A 13123-nucleotide genomic window follows, 5' to 3' on the forward strand; every position below is an offset into this window, starting at 1 on the left:
GCAGAAGATGAACACCAAGGACATCCTGGAAAAAGGCGCCATCCTGCAGCGTGACCGCGAGACCTACGCCATCGCCCCGCACATCCCGGGCGGCTTCACGGACACCGCCACCCTGAGAAAGATCTGCGACGTGGCCGACAAGTACAGCCTGGAAGTGAAGCTGACCTCGGCCCAGCGCATCGCCATGTTCGGCGTCAAGGAAGAGGATATCGACGCGGTCTGGGCCGATCTCGCCCAGACCCCCGGCGCGGCCATCGGCCTGTGCGTCAGGAGCATCAAGATCTGCCCGGGCACCCAGTGGTGCAAGCGGGCGGTGCTCGATTCCGCGTCGCTCGGGCTCAAGCTGGACAAGATCTACCACGCCATGGAACTCCCCAACAAGATGAAGATGGGCGTTTCTGGCTGCCTCCTCGCCTGCTCCGAATCCGGCGTCAAGGACATCGGCATCGTCGGCCACAACAAGGGGTGGCGCATCCTGGTGGGGGGCAACTCCGGCCCCAGGCCCCGCCTGGCAGAGCTGTTGGTGGACAACATCCAGACCGAGGAAGAGGTGCTGGAGATCGTGGCCAAGGTGGTGGAAGTCTACAAGAACGACCCGCAGCAGGGACGTCTGGGCAGGCTGATCGAGGAGAAGGGGATCGAAGCGTTCAGGGCAGCCGTGCTCGGCACCCAGGACGCCGCGGTCGGGAAGTGATATGAACGCGGTATTTTTGAATGAAACAGGACTGCGCGCGGGAGGTACCCGTGGCGCTTATTGAGGACGCGCTCTTCACGCGCATCAAGAACCGGGTCGGCAGGGCCATCCACGACTTCGACCTGATCTCGGAGGGGGACCGCATCGCCGTCGCGGTCTCGGGGGGCAAGGACTCCTACTCCATGCTGCACATGCTGGACACGCTGCGCCGGCGCGCCCCGATCCGTTACGAACTGGTCGCCATCAACATCGACTCCGGCTACCGCGGCTACCGCGCCGATATCATCGAGGAGCACCTGAAGGAGCACGGCTTCACCTATCACATGGAGAAGACCGAGCACTACGACATCATCTCGGAGAAGCGGCGCCCCAACTCCTCCTACTGCTCCATCTGCGCAAGGCTCAAACGCGGCACGCTCTACACCCTGGCCCAGCAGATGGGGTGCAACAAGCTGGCCCTTGGTCACCACATGGACGACTTCATCGAGACGCTGCTTTTGAACCAGTTCTTCGTCGGCTCTCTGAAAGCGATGGCCCCGAGCATGCTGGCCGACAACGGCGTCACCACGGTGATCAGGCCCCTGGTCTACGTCCCGGAGAAGGAGATTATCCCGTTCTCCCGCAACAACCGCTTCCCCGTGGTCTGCTGCTGTTGTCCGGTCTGCGGCACGGCGGACTTGCAGCGCAAGAAGATGAAGGAGTTGTTGGAGACCTTGGAGCGGGACAACCCCCTGGTGAAGAAGAGCCTTTTGAAGGCCTTGTCCAACGTCCACCCGCGCCACTTGCTGGACAAGGGCTTGACCAGGATACCTTCCTGACGCAGATCGGCGATGATGTCCTTCACCGTCAGGTGTCCGCAGTAGACGACGATTCCCACAGCTCCTATGACCATCGGTTCCATATGCTACCTCCGCTTTCCTTGATGATACGACGGTAGCATGTGGTCGCGACAAAATAAGTCGCAACATATACGCAAGGCGAAACAGGTGAGGTTCATGGCGGAAAAAAAAGTGCAGCAGGTCAGGATGGCAGTACAGTGGGGCTTTCTTCTTTTCTCTCTCTACCTGGGAGTGACCTTCTACCGCTTCGTGCTCCATTTCAGAAGCGGCGGCGCCACCCCGTTCGTGGCGCGTCCCGACGGTGTGGAGGCGTTTCTCCCCATTTCCGGTCTGGTGAGTCTCAAGGGGTGGATGACCCTCGGGAGCATCAATGACGTGCACCCGGCGGCGCTGGTGGTGCTCCTGACCGTGATCGCCGTGTCGCTGTTGTTGAAGCGTTCCTTCTGCTCCTGGGTCTGCCCCGTGTCCACCATCACCGAGGTGTGCTGGAAGGTGGGGACCAAGCTGTTCGGCAAGAACTTCAAGGTCTGGCTCTGGCTGGACTGGCTGCTGCGTCCCATCAAGTACCTGCTGCTCGCCTTCTTCCTGTTCTCGATCCTGGTGATCATGGCGCCCGACAGCGTCGCCTCCTTCATCACCGGCGACTACAACAAGATGGCCGACGTGAAGATGCTCGACTTCTTCGTGAACCTGTCCGGTACGCCGCTCGTGGTGATCGGCGTGTTGCTGGCCCTTTCGTTTCTGTTCAAGAACCCGTTCTGTCGTTTCCTCTGCCCGTACGGTGCGCTGCTCGGCCTGGTGTCGCGCCTGTCACCGGTCAAGGTGCAGCGCAACCAGAGCGCCTGCATCAACTGCGGCGGCTGCACCAAGGCCTGCCCCTCCTACATCGACGTCATGCACCAGGAGAGGGTCTGCTCCGAGGAGTGTGTCGGCTGCCTGCGCTGCGTGAGCGCCTGCCCGAAACCCGAGGCGCTGCAGATGAAGGCGAAGAACGGCAAGGTGATACCGGGCATGGTCTACGCCGCCCTGGTAGTGGCAGTGTTCATCGGCGGCACCCTCATCGGCCGGGCCACCGGCCACTGGCACAGTTCGATCACGAAAAGCGACTACCAGCGTCTCATCACCGCGCCGCCGGTGGACCACCCGTAAGGTAGATCCAAGAGAGAGCGGGAGCGTTCGCCCCCGCGGAGCACAAGGTACCCTCCCCCGGAGGGGGAGGGACAGGGAGGGGGACGCGCAGCGGCTCTTACAGTCTTCCCCCCTCCCAACCTCCCCCCTCCAGGGGGAGGAGCTGGAACAACAAAAAGAGGGGACGGTATCTCTACCGTCCCCTCTTGGTATTTCTAGCACCGGCCGGGTAAAAAAGGCTAATGCCCGATTAACCCGCCGCTGTTACTGTCTTGCCTGTTACCCTTCCTCTTCCTCGCCCAGCGCGATCTCGCGGTAGGCGCGGTCCTCTTCGAAGCGCTTGGTCTGTGCCTGCTGCTTCTCCAGGTCCGCCTTGCACTTGACGCAGTGGCGGGCAAAGGGGACGATCTTCAGCCTCCCGATGGGGATTTCTTCCTCGCACTCCTCGCAGATGCCGTACTCGCCTTCTTCCAGACGCAGTAAAGCCTCGTCGATATTGCGCAATTTCTCGCGCTCCCGGTCGCCCAGCAAAAGACCGAGTTCACGGTCGCGCTCGCTGGAAGCCTGGTCATAGATGTCGCCGCTCGGCTCGTTGATCGGTGCATCGGAACCGGACTTGACAGTCTTGTTAATCTCTTTAAGCGTCTCCTCTTTCATTTTGAGGAGCATCGCTTTCATTTCTTCGGGTTTTTCGGTCATGTATAAACTATCTCCGTTTGAGTCATTGTCCCGCAAAGCGACGCAATAATACAGCAATAGCGGTCGGTGTCAAGACTAAAAGCCTAGTCGATGATCTCCCCAATCAGGTCGTAATCAGAGGAATCAGTGATCTTCAATCTCACTATGTCACCGACGTTGGCGTTGCCTGCGGTGATGTACACTTGGCCGTCCACATCGGGCGCCTGACGGGAGGAACGTCCCTTCAGGAGCAGTTCGGTTTCCTCGCTGTACCCCTCGACCAGCACGTCCTCCTCGCTGTCGACCAGGGTGCGGTTGTGCTTGAAGGAGACCCGGGCCTGGGTGCGCATCAGCTTCTTGTGCCGCTCGCGCTTGACCCGCTCGGAGACCTGCTCCGGCATGTCCGCCGCCGGGGTCCCCTCCTCGCGGGAGTAGCAGAACACGCCGAGACGGTCGAAGCGGGTCTCCTCGACGAACTGCAAAAGCTTCTTGAAGTCGTCGTTGGTCTCGCCGGGGAAACCGACGATGAGCGAGGTGCGGATGGCGATGTCCGGGATCTCGCGGCGCAGCTTGGCGATCAGGGTGCGGATCTCCTCCTCGCCGCTTCTCCGTTTCATGTTCTTCAGCACCGGGTCGGAGATGTGCTGGATGGGGAGGTCCAGGTACTTGCACACCTTGGGCTCGTTCTTGATCAGCTCGATCAGCGAGTCCCTGACCCCGTCCGGGTAGGCGTAGAGGAGCCTGATCCACTTGAGCCCTTCCAGCTTGGCCAGTTCCTGGACCAGGAGCTCGAGGCTCGGCTGTTCCGGGAGGTCGCGGCCGTAGGCGGTGATGTCCTGGGCGATCAGGTTCAGTTCCTTCACCCCGCCGGCCACGAGCGTCTTGGCCTCGGCCATGAGCGTCGCGAAGGGGCGGGAGCGGTGCGCGCCGCGCAGGGACGGGATCACGCAGTAGGAGCAGTTGTTGGAGCACCCTTCCGCGATCTTCAGGTAGGCCGTGTAGTGGGGCGAGGACTGCAGGCGCGGCAGTTCGTCGTTGTAGACGAAGTTGGGGTCGCCGGTGTAGCAGAGCTGGGTGTCGGTCCCTTTCTTCTCGGCGATGATTTCCGCGATGCGCGGGTAGTCGCCGGTGCCGATGAAGATGTCCACCTCGGGGAGTTCCTTGGCGAGCTCCTCCTGGTAGCGCTGCGGCAGGCAGCCGGTCACGATCAGGAGCTTGCAGCGCGCGTCGTGCTTTCGGTCCGCCAGGTCGAGGATGGTGTCGATGCTCTCCTGCTTGGCCTCCTTGATGAAGGAGCAGGTGTTCACCACGATGATGTCCGCCTGCATCTCATCGGTGGTGACCTCGTACTCGTCCCTGGAGAGGTAGCCCAGCATCACCTCGGCGTCCACCAGGTTCTTCGGGCAGCCCAGGCTCACCAGGCTCACTTTTTCCTTAATCTTCTGGTTCAAAAAATTCCCCTCTTGATCAGCTTCTGAAGTTGACGAACTGCATGTCGATGTCGAGATCCTTCCCTTTGAGAATCCGGATCACTTCCTGGAGGTCGTCGATGTTCTTGCCGGTGACCCGGACCTGGTCGTCCTGGATCTGGCTTTGTACCTTGAGCTTGGTTTCCTTGATGACGGCGCCGATCTCCTTGGCCTTCTCCTTGGAAATCCCCATCTGCAGGGTGATGATCTGGCGCACCATGCCGCCGGAGGCCTGCTCCACCTTGCCGTACTGCAGCGCCTTGGGCGAGATGTTGCGCTTGACGAACTTGGACTGCAGGATGTCGATCACCGCCTTCAGCTTGAAGTCGTCCTCGGACAGGACCTTGATGCTTTCCTTCTCCAGGGTCACCTCGCTCTTGGACCCCTTGAAGTCGTAGCGCTGCCCGATCTCCTTCACGGTCTGGTTGATGGCGTTGTCGACCTCCTGCAGGTCGACCTTGGAAACGATGTCGAATGACGGCATAAAACCCCCTATCTCTTTATAACCTGGACCCCCGAGGGGATCTTGAAGCTGAACTTGCCGCTGGAGATGCCGCGGTTGGTCTTCACGTTGCTGAAATCCATCCGGGTGGTGTTGCCGGTCTGGTCCACCACGGTGGAGGAGAGCACCGGGAACGGCGTGCCGGGGTGCCCCTTGGCGACGAAGCTCTCCACCGCGTCGCCGGAAATGGTCAAAAGGAGCTTGGCCATGGCCGGGCTCTTCTTGTGCGGGGTGAGCTCCAGCTGATAGTTGCCGTTCTTGTCCTTTTGCTCCGCGGCGAAAGCGATGCTGAAATCCTTGGAAACCTGCCCCAGGCCGGAGAGGTAGTTCATGGCGATGCCGTTACTCGCCTCCATGAGCTGCGCCAGGTCCATCACCATGACCTGCTTCTGGTCCGGGATGTAGTACCAGACGGTCTTGCCGTTGGAGACGATCTGCTGCTTGGGCTTTGAGTAGTTGAAGCGGAACATGGACTCCTTGCCCCCGCCCTTCTTCAGCAGGAGCTCGCCGGCACCCTTCTCCTCGCGCTTCATGACCTTTATGCCGCTTCTCTGGCTGAAGTCGGCCTGCAGGTCGTTGAGCGAGCCGTACCCCTGCTCGATGGTGCGCACCACCTGGGCGAGTTCGGCGCAAAGGGCGGCGCCGGCGTTGAGGGCGATCAGGGCGAGACACAGGACGGCGGTTCTGGCGATTTTCATATCTTCGACCTCTGAAAGTAGTGAAGGTCTCGGGCTTGGTGCTCGGGACCCTCAAGGTGCCTAAGTGGCGGCAGTTTGACCGGGCATTCTGACATACAACCGGGTAAGGTGCAACCTTTTCATTGCTCCAGCGCGCCCAGCAGCGCCCCCAGCGACGCGGGCGCGGGAATGAGGAAGATGCTCCCGCCGCACAGGGAATCGGAGACCGAGAACATGGCGTCGATCATCACCACCGCATCGTCGCCGTCGGCGCGGTCCAGGGCGTGGGTCAGGACGTCGCTGCCCAGGCCGTTACTCAGCGCGGGGACCGAGGGGAGCAGGGTCATCTTGAGCGAGTTGCCCAGCGCGTTCAGGCAGGCCGATGCCAGGATGTTGCCCACCTCCATCAGGGTGGCCCGCTCCATCTCGGAAAGCGGTTCCCCCTCCTTGGGCCCTTTCCCCAGCAACAGCTCCAGGATGCGCTGCGCGTTCTCCCGGATGAGCAGGATCAGGATGCTGCCGCGCACGTTGCCCAGGATCTGCAGCTGCAGCGCGATCACCTCCTGCGAGCCGAGCAGGTGGGAGACGCCTGAGCCTTCCAGCACCTGGATGCGGGGCACCTGGATGCTCACCCCCTTGCCCATCAACTGGGACAGGGCGACGGCGGCGTGCTGCATGCCGGTGCTGCACACGTGGGTGAGGGCGGCCATTGCGCCGTCGTGCAAGTCGTGATGGGCCATGCTAGCCTCCGCAGGTAAGCCGTTGCCGGTGCGGGCGACGGCGGCTAAGAGTCGGGAAACGGTTCACAGCAATCCGGCCAGGTCGAGTATGGCGACGATCTCGCCGTCGCCCAGGGTGGCGCCGCCGGCGACGCCGGCCATCTTGGCGAGCGGCCGCCCCAGTTGCTTCACGAACAGCTCGTGCTGGCCGAGGAGCCGATCCACCACGATGCCGACCCGGCGTCCGCGCGCCTCGGTGACGAAGAGGGGGAGGATGCCGTCCGGGAAGCGCCCCAGCGGCAGCCCCAGCACGCGGTTCAGCGACAACAGCGGGATCGCCTCGTCGTCGAGCTGGAATATCTGCCGCTTGCCCATGGTCTCGATCTGGCGCCGGGACAGCTCCACGGTGCGCTGCACCGCGTTCACCGGAATCGCCGCCTTCACCTGGCCGACCTGCACCACGAGCGCGTGGATGATGGCGATGGTGAGCGGGAGCCTGAGCGTGATGGTGGTGCCCACGCCCGGCTCGGACTCGATGCCCAGGGTCCCCCCGAGCTTCTGGATGGCGGCGTTGACCGCGTCCATCCCCACCCCGCGGCCGGAGATGTCGGTCACCTCCTTGGCGGTGGAGAAGCCGGGGATGCAGGAGAGCATGAGCGCCTGGCGCGGCGACAGGAGCTCTCCCTCTTCCGGCGTCAGGATACCCTTGGCGATGGCGGCCGCGATCATGGTCGCGGGCTCCATGCCCCGGCCGTCGTCGCGCACGGTGATCTGGATGCGGTCGCGGTCCCGGCTCACGGCGAGCCGCACCGTGCCGCGGACCGGCTTGCCGGCCCGCTCCCGCTCGCCGCTCTCCTCGATGCCGTGGTCCACGGCGTTTCTCAGGATGTGGTTCAGGGGATCGACGAGCTGCTCCAGCATACCGCGGTCCAGGCCGATCTCGCGGCCGGTCAGTTCGAAATGGATCTCCTTGCCGCTTTTCTTGGCCACCGAGCGCACCGAACGCTGGAAGCGGTCGCTGATCGCCTCGAAGGGCATCAGGCGCACCTTCATCACCTCGTCGTGCAGGGAGCGCAAAAGCTTCGCGGTCTCGGAGATGGCGTCGTTGAGCGCCGGGGAGGCGAGCTCGCCGGCTATGTTCAAGAGACGCTGCTTGTTGGTGACCAGTTCGCCGGTCAGGTTGATCAGGTGGTCCAAAAGCTCCGTCTTCACCCGCACCGTGCCCCCCGCCTCGCCGGCAGGTTCCTTGGCCCGTTCCGCCTCGGCGGCGGGGGGAGGGGGGAGGTCGGGGGCGGGGGGAGACGGCTCCGACCGGGCGCCCCGCTTCTCCTTGGGGGGCGCGGGGGTGTAGATCGCCAGACGCTGGGCGTAATCGTCGGTGGGAAGGGCGGAGGGGCGCTCCTGCTCCACGTCCTTAAGCAGCACGTCGATCAGGTCGACCCCCTCAAGGAGCAGGTCGGCCACGCCGGCGTCGAAGGCGACGGCGCCGTCACGCACCCGGGCCATCAGGTCCTCCATGCTGTGGGCCACCACCACCACGTCGCCGTACTCCATGGAGGCCGCCATCCCCTTCAGCGAGTGCGCGCCGCGGAACAACGCGTCCACGGCGCTGCGCTCCCCGGGGGACTGCTCGAGGGCCACCACCTGCTCCGCGATGGTACGCAGGTACTCCCGGGATTCCGAGAGAAACAGCGCCTTGTACTGCGACATGTCCATTCGGTTACCCCTGGGCCACTTCCCTGAGTACCCGGGTCACCAGCTCCGGGTTGAACGGCTTCAGTATGAAGGCCTTGGCGCCGGCCTCGGTAGCGGCGGCGGTGAGCGCCTCCTGGCCGATGGCCGAGCACATCACCACGCGGGCGGCGGCGTCGTAGGCCATGATCTCCTGCAGCGCCTCGATCCCCGTCTTGTTGGGCATCACGATGTCCAGGGTGACCAGGTCGGGGAGGCACTCCTTGTATTTCTGCACCGCCTCCACGCCGTCTGATGCCTCGTCGGCTATCTCGTAACCCTCCTCCACGAGGATGTCGCGCAGCATTTTCCTCATGAAAAGGGAATCGTCAACTATCATGACCTTCAAGGCCATCAGGTACCTCCTGGTTTGGCATTGTTGGGGGCGCATTCCTGCAGTTCCTGCTCCAGGCCGCTTAACAGCGTCTCCAGCCTGAGCAGCCGCACGTTCCCCTGCGGCGTCTCCAAAAGCGCCTCGGTGAGCGGATCGTCGTGGCTGCTGGCGCCGGTGATACTGCTGGCGTCAAGGATGGACCCTACCGCGTCCACCTTGAGGGCAAGGTGGGCGAGCCTGGTGTCGATCACCAGGAGTTTGCCCGGCAGCGGGCGGCTCTTAAGGCGCAGGTACCCGGCCAGGTCGACCAGCGCGGTCAGGTTGCCGTGGAAGTTGATCAACCCCAGGTAGTGCGGCGGGGCGCCGGCGACGGGGTAGCACTGCTGCGGCTCCATCACCTCGCAGACCTCCTGCAGGTTCAGGGCGAAGAGTTCCCGCGCCACGCTGAAGAGGAGCAGGCGCTGGGCGGTCACGCCTCGGGCTCCGGTGCCGGTTCCGGCCCGACCTGGAAGCGCTCCACCGAGCGCAGCAGCTCGTCGGCGAGTTTCGCCAGTTCCTGGGTCTGGTACACCATCTCCTGCATCGCCGAGTGCTGCTCCTCGGTGGCGGCGGAGACCTCCTCGGTGGAGGCCGCGTTGTCCTCGGCCACCTTGGCGATCTCGTCCACCATGCTCACCATCTTGGCGGCGCCGGTGGTCTGCATCTGCGACAGGTCGGCGATGGAGTTCGCCTTCCGCTCGGTTTCGACGACGGTGGCCAGGATCTCCTTGAAGGCGTCCGCGGTGGTGTCCAGGTTCTTCTTGCCGACGATGATGCCGCGCGAGCTGTCGGTGATGGTCTCCTGCACGCGGCGGCTCTCCACCTTCACCAGGTCGATCAGTTCTACGATGTCGGTGGCGCTTTTCGCGCTGCCGTCGGCGAGCTTTCTCACCTCCTCGGCCACCACGCCGAACCCCTTGCCGTACTCACCGGCGCGGGCCGCCTCGATGGAGGCGTTCAGGGCGAGCAGGTTGGTCTGGCGGGACATCTCCACGATGAAGTCGGCGATCTTCCCCACCTGCTGCAGCTTCCCGTTCAGGTCCATGAACTGCATGCTGATCAGCTCGACGGAATCGAAGAAGCTCTTCAGCCGCTCCACCGAGTCGTTGGCGAGCTCGCCCCCTTTTTGCGCGGTGAGGCTCGTCTCCCGCGCCGCCTTGGCGGTCTCCTTGGCCCGGCGCGCCACCAGGTCGACCGAGATCGCCATCTCGTGGATCACCTTCGCGCTCTTGGAGAGCATTTCCGCCTGGTTCTCGGCCCCTCCCGAGATGCTCTCGATGGCCTGCGCCACCTCCTCGGTGGAGGCGTTGATCTCGAGGGCGCTGGAAGAGAGGGTGCGTGACGACTCGGAGACCTGCTCGGAGGTATGCCGGATCTGGCGCACCAGGGTGCGCAGGTTCTCCTGCATGGTGTTGATGGAGAGCGCCATGGAGTGGGTCTCGTCGGGGAAGCGGGTGGCCGGGAAGTCCAGGTCGCGGGAGAGGTCCCCCTGGCTGATCGACTCGGTGGCCCCGGTCAAAAGCGAGATGTTCTTGGTGAAGCTCTTGGAGAAGAAGGAACCCAGGATGAGCCCCACCGTGAGCGCCACCACGTAGGAGAGGACGCTGCTCAGTTCGGGGGAGTATTGCAGGTGCTGCACCGCGGAGGGAACGAAGGCGACGGCGGCGACCACGGCCAGAAAGCCGAGGATGAACTTGTAGCCGATCTGGATGTACATGGGGGATTGCTCCTTTTCCTGCTCGAAAAATCGGTGGGGCTATAGGGCCCGGTAGATCCGTTCCACCGGACAGATGGTCCGGAAGCGCTTGCGGGCCGTGCCGAAAAGGGTCTCGGCCTTGCCCAGCACCAGGTAGCCTCCGGGGGAGAGGGCGTCGGCGAAGCCGTTCAGGATGGTCTCCTGCCGCTCCCTCTCGAAATAGATCAGCACGTTGCGGCACAGGATCAGCTCGCACGGGTCCCACCCCTGCCGGTGGTTCAGGTCCGCGTGCTCGAAAAGGACCTGGCCGCGGATCTCGTCGCACAGACGGTAGCGCCCCCCTTCCGGCGCGAAACAGCGCTCCCGGATCCCCGGGGGGACCTCGGCCAGCCGGTCCGGGTGGTACAGCCCTTCCCGCGCCTGCTCCAGGATGGCGTTGTCCACGTCCACACCCACGATGGAGACGCGACCCGCGGCGACCGCGTTGGCGAAGCGATCCTTCATGAGCAGCGCCAGGGTGTAGGGTTCCTCTCCGCCGGCGCACCCGACGCTCAGCGCCCGCAGCCGTTCGCGCTCATCGAGGAGCTGCGGCAGGATTTCCTCGCCCAGCTTTGCGAAGACCGTGGGATTTCTGAAGAAGTGGGAGACGTGGATGGTGAGCACCCGGAGCAGGTGGTCCTGTTCAGCCGTGCTCTGGGTGAGGAGTTCGCCGTAGGCCTCGGGGGAGGGGGAGTGGGTGGCGCGCACGCGGATGTGAATGCGGCGCTTGACGCATTTGTCCTTGTAGCCGTCCAGGGTAAACCCCGAGCGAGCCTTGAGGATGCGCCCAATGACCTCGAAAGTGTCAGGGGCGATATCCGGTTCGACGCTGCCGGTTATGCCGCTAAGCATGTGCCGCGCCGCGGGCGTTTGCCGCCGACCGCCTTCTTTCCGGTGCAACCGAGGCCATCTGAACCCCTAAGGTGATGAGGATGCTGCCCAAATGGAGAATGGATAGCATAAGTGCGGCTCAACAGTCAATGAGGACGTCCACTTGCGCTAAAAAAGGAGTGCGCCGAAGGGGCGAAGGGCAGGTGAAGGTGAAGGTGAAGGTGAAGGTGAAGGTGAAGGTGAAGGTGAAGGTGAAGGATGCCACCTGCGCCGCCGAGGGGGGCGCGACAACGTTCCCTCCCCCCGGAGGGGGAGGGACAGGGAGGGGGGCGCCGACCCCGCTAGGAGGCGAGGTAGGCGGCGATGTTCTCGGTCAGGGTGCGGTAGATCTTGCGGCACTCCTCCTCGTCGCGCTCGAGGAGCGTCACGCGGAAGCCCAAAAGCTCGGTGTTGAAGGAGGAGAGCGGCACCACGCAGATGCCGGTGTGGGCGAGGATGTAGTAGACGAAGCGCTTGTCGGGCGCGACGCCCGGCTGGTTCACGATCCCCTCCACCAGGGCCTTAATCTCCGGGTTCTGGATCGGCAGGCTCTGGGTGTGGTTCAAGACGCCCGGCTTGAAGGGGACCGCCATGTAGAAGGCGCCGTTGGTGCGGTTCACCGACAGCTCGGGGACCTTGGACAGCGCGTCGTACATGATGTTGCTCATCTTCTCGTAGCGGCCGATGCGCTCCTTGAGGTAGTTGTGGTACTCCGGGTGCTTCATCACGGCGGGGAGGCAGCGCTGCGGCAGCGTGGTGGAGCAGACCTCGTTCATCTTGGAGGAGAGGATGGAGTTGACGAACTTCTTGAAGCGCGGGTCGCGCTCGCCGTTGTAGACCTCGATCCAGCCGCAGCGCGAGCCGGGCCAGGGGAGTTCCTTGGAGATCCCCTTCATGGCGATGGCCGGCACGTCGCCGATCACGTCGGAGATGGGGACGGTGTGCTCGCCGTTGTAGACGATGTTGCTGTAGACCTCGTCGGCGATCAGGAACAGGTCGTACTTCTTGGCGATGGCCACGATCTGCTTGAGCACCTCGGGGGGGTAGACCATGCCGGTCGGGTTGTCCGGGTTGATGATCATGACGCCCGAGATCTGCGGGTTGTACTTCACGTGGCATTCCAGGTCTTCCATGTCCGGGTACCAGTTGTCCTCGGGCTTCAGGCGGTAGCAGACCGGGACCGCGTTGGCGTGGGCCGCTTCGCCGATGGAGTGGGTGGTGTAGGTCGGCGACGGCATCAGCACGCGGCTCTCGGCCCTGAGGTTGCCGTACACCTTGGCGATGGCGTCGCCCAGGCCGTTGAAGAAGATGATGTCGTCCGGGGTGATCTGCGCACCGCCCCGCTTGTTGGTGATGCTGCAGATGAACTCGCGGGTCTCCAGGACGCCGCGGGTCGGGCAGTAGGCGTAGCTTTCGTCGTGCATCGCCTCGGCCGCAACGATCTCCTTCATCCAGAGCGGGATGGTCTCTCCCTTGACGATGGGGTCCCCGATGTTCTCCCAGTTGATCTTCACCCCGAGGCGCTGCACTTTTTCAGCCACGGTGACGATGTTTCGGATTTCGTAGGTAAGTTCTCCCGCGCCGGGAGTGACTATCTCGTTGCGCATTCTTTTCCCCCTGATGTGTATGTATCTGCCGGACTAAAGCGAATTTTGTATAAAAAAAGGCCGTGGGGGTCCCCCACGGCCTTCAGTAGAAATCTAATTTT

The 13123-nt window shown here is 63.4% G+C and carries 15 protein-coding genes; 3 read left to right on the forward strand and 12 right to left on the reverse strand.

Features of this window, described 5'->3' with window-relative positions; translation table 11 throughout:
* The first annotated feature begins 7 nt into the window (after positions 1-7).
* The 3 genes from KOL99_RS15315 to KOL99_RS15325 all read left to right on the forward strand — a co-directional run bounded on the left by KOL99_RS15315 (position 8) and on the right by KOL99_RS15325 (position 2682).
* Positions 8-694: a nitrite/sulfite reductase domain-containing protein gene (locus tag KOL99_RS15315; RefSeq protein WP_216511340.1), complete on the forward strand. Its 687-nt coding sequence runs from the start codon at positions 8-10 to the stop codon at positions 692-694.
* Between the two features lie 50 nt (positions 695-744).
* Entirely contained in the window at positions 745-1512 is a 768-nt protein-coding gene (gene ttcA / locus KOL99_RS15320) for a tRNA 2-thiocytidine(32) synthetase TtcA (RefSeq protein ID WP_216511341.1), read from the forward strand.
* 177 nt (positions 1513-1689) lie between these two features.
* Positions 1690-2682 carry a 4Fe-4S binding protein gene (locus KOL99_RS15325; RefSeq protein ID WP_216511342.1) on the forward strand — a complete coding sequence of 331 codons (993 nt, stop codon included), beginning with the start codon at positions 1690-1692 and terminating at the stop codon, positions 2680-2682.
* 258 nt (positions 2683-2940) lie between these two features.
* Here KOL99_RS15325 and KOL99_RS15330 read toward each other — a convergent pair whose 3' ends face one another.
* The 12 genes from KOL99_RS15330 to KOL99_RS15380 form a co-directional block, all read right to left on the reverse strand.
* Positions 2941-3360: a TraR/DksA family transcriptional regulator gene (locus tag KOL99_RS15330; protein ID WP_183345553.1), complete on the reverse strand. Its 420-nt coding sequence runs from the start codon at positions 3358-3360 to the stop codon at positions 2941-2943.
* Between the two features lie 83 nt (positions 3361-3443).
* The gene (rimO, locus tag KOL99_RS15335) at positions 3444-4790 is read right to left on the reverse strand and encodes a 30S ribosomal protein S12 methylthiotransferase RimO (RefSeq protein WP_216511343.1); all 1347 of its coding nucleotides are present in this window, start codon (positions 4788-4790) and stop codon (positions 3444-3446) included.
* Positions 4791-4806: 16 nt separating this feature from the next.
* Positions 4807-5292 (reverse strand): YajQ family cyclic di-GMP-binding protein, encoded by a 486-nt coding sequence (locus KOL99_RS15340; RefSeq protein ID WP_216511344.1) that lies wholly within the window; start codon positions 5290-5292, stop codon positions 4807-4809.
* 8 nt (positions 5293-5300) lie between these two features.
* A complete protein-coding gene (locus tag KOL99_RS15345) occupies positions 5301-6008 on the reverse strand; it encodes a LolA family protein (protein ID WP_216511345.1) in 708 nt (235 codons plus the stop codon).
* Positions 6009-6127: 119 nt separating this feature from the next.
* Positions 6128-6727 (reverse strand): chemotaxis protein CheC, encoded by a 600-nt coding sequence (locus KOL99_RS15350; protein WP_216511346.1) that lies wholly within the window; start codon positions 6725-6727, stop codon positions 6128-6130.
* Between the two features lie 63 nt (positions 6728-6790).
* Positions 6791-8422 (reverse strand): chemotaxis protein CheA, encoded by a 1632-nt coding sequence (locus tag KOL99_RS15355; protein ID WP_216511347.1) that lies wholly within the window; start codon positions 8420-8422, stop codon positions 6791-6793.
* Between the two features lie 4 nt (positions 8423-8426).
* Positions 8427-8792, reverse strand: a complete 366-nt coding sequence (locus KOL99_RS15360; RefSeq protein WP_216511348.1) for a response regulator — start codon at positions 8790-8792, stop codon at positions 8427-8429.
* The gene (locus KOL99_RS15365) at positions 8792-9244 is read right to left on the reverse strand and encodes a chemotaxis protein CheW (RefSeq protein ID WP_216511349.1); all 453 of its coding nucleotides are present in this window, start codon (positions 9242-9244) and stop codon (positions 8792-8794) included. The genes KOL99_RS15360 and KOL99_RS15365 overlap by 1 nt, the downstream gene beginning before the upstream one ends.
* Entirely contained in the window at positions 9241-10527 is a 1287-nt protein-coding gene (locus KOL99_RS15370) for a methyl-accepting chemotaxis protein (RefSeq protein ID WP_216511350.1), read from the reverse strand. Before KOL99_RS15370 ends, KOL99_RS15365 begins: the two co-directional genes overlap by 4 nt.
* Positions 10528-10566: 39 nt before the next feature.
* A complete protein-coding gene (locus KOL99_RS15375; protein ID WP_216511351.1) occupies positions 10567-11397 on the reverse strand; it encodes a CheR family methyltransferase in 831 nt (276 codons plus the stop codon).
* A gap of 118 nt (positions 11398-11515) precedes the next feature.
* Entirely contained in the window at positions 11516-11641 is a 126-nt protein-coding gene (locus KOL99_RS21845) for a hypothetical protein (RefSeq protein ID WP_268898944.1), read from the reverse strand.
* Positions 11642-11717: 76 nt separating this feature from the next.
* Positions 11718-13022 (reverse strand): pyridoxal phosphate-dependent aminotransferase, encoded by a 1305-nt coding sequence (locus KOL99_RS15380; protein ID WP_216511352.1) that lies wholly within the window; start codon positions 13020-13022, stop codon positions 11718-11720.
* Positions 13023-13123: the final 101 nt, after the last annotated feature.

The sequence above is a fragment of the Geomonas azotofigens genome (assembly GCF_018919395.1).
Classification (GTDB): Bacteria; Desulfobacterota; Desulfuromonadia; order Geobacterales; family Geobacteraceae; genus Geomonas; species Geomonas azotofigens.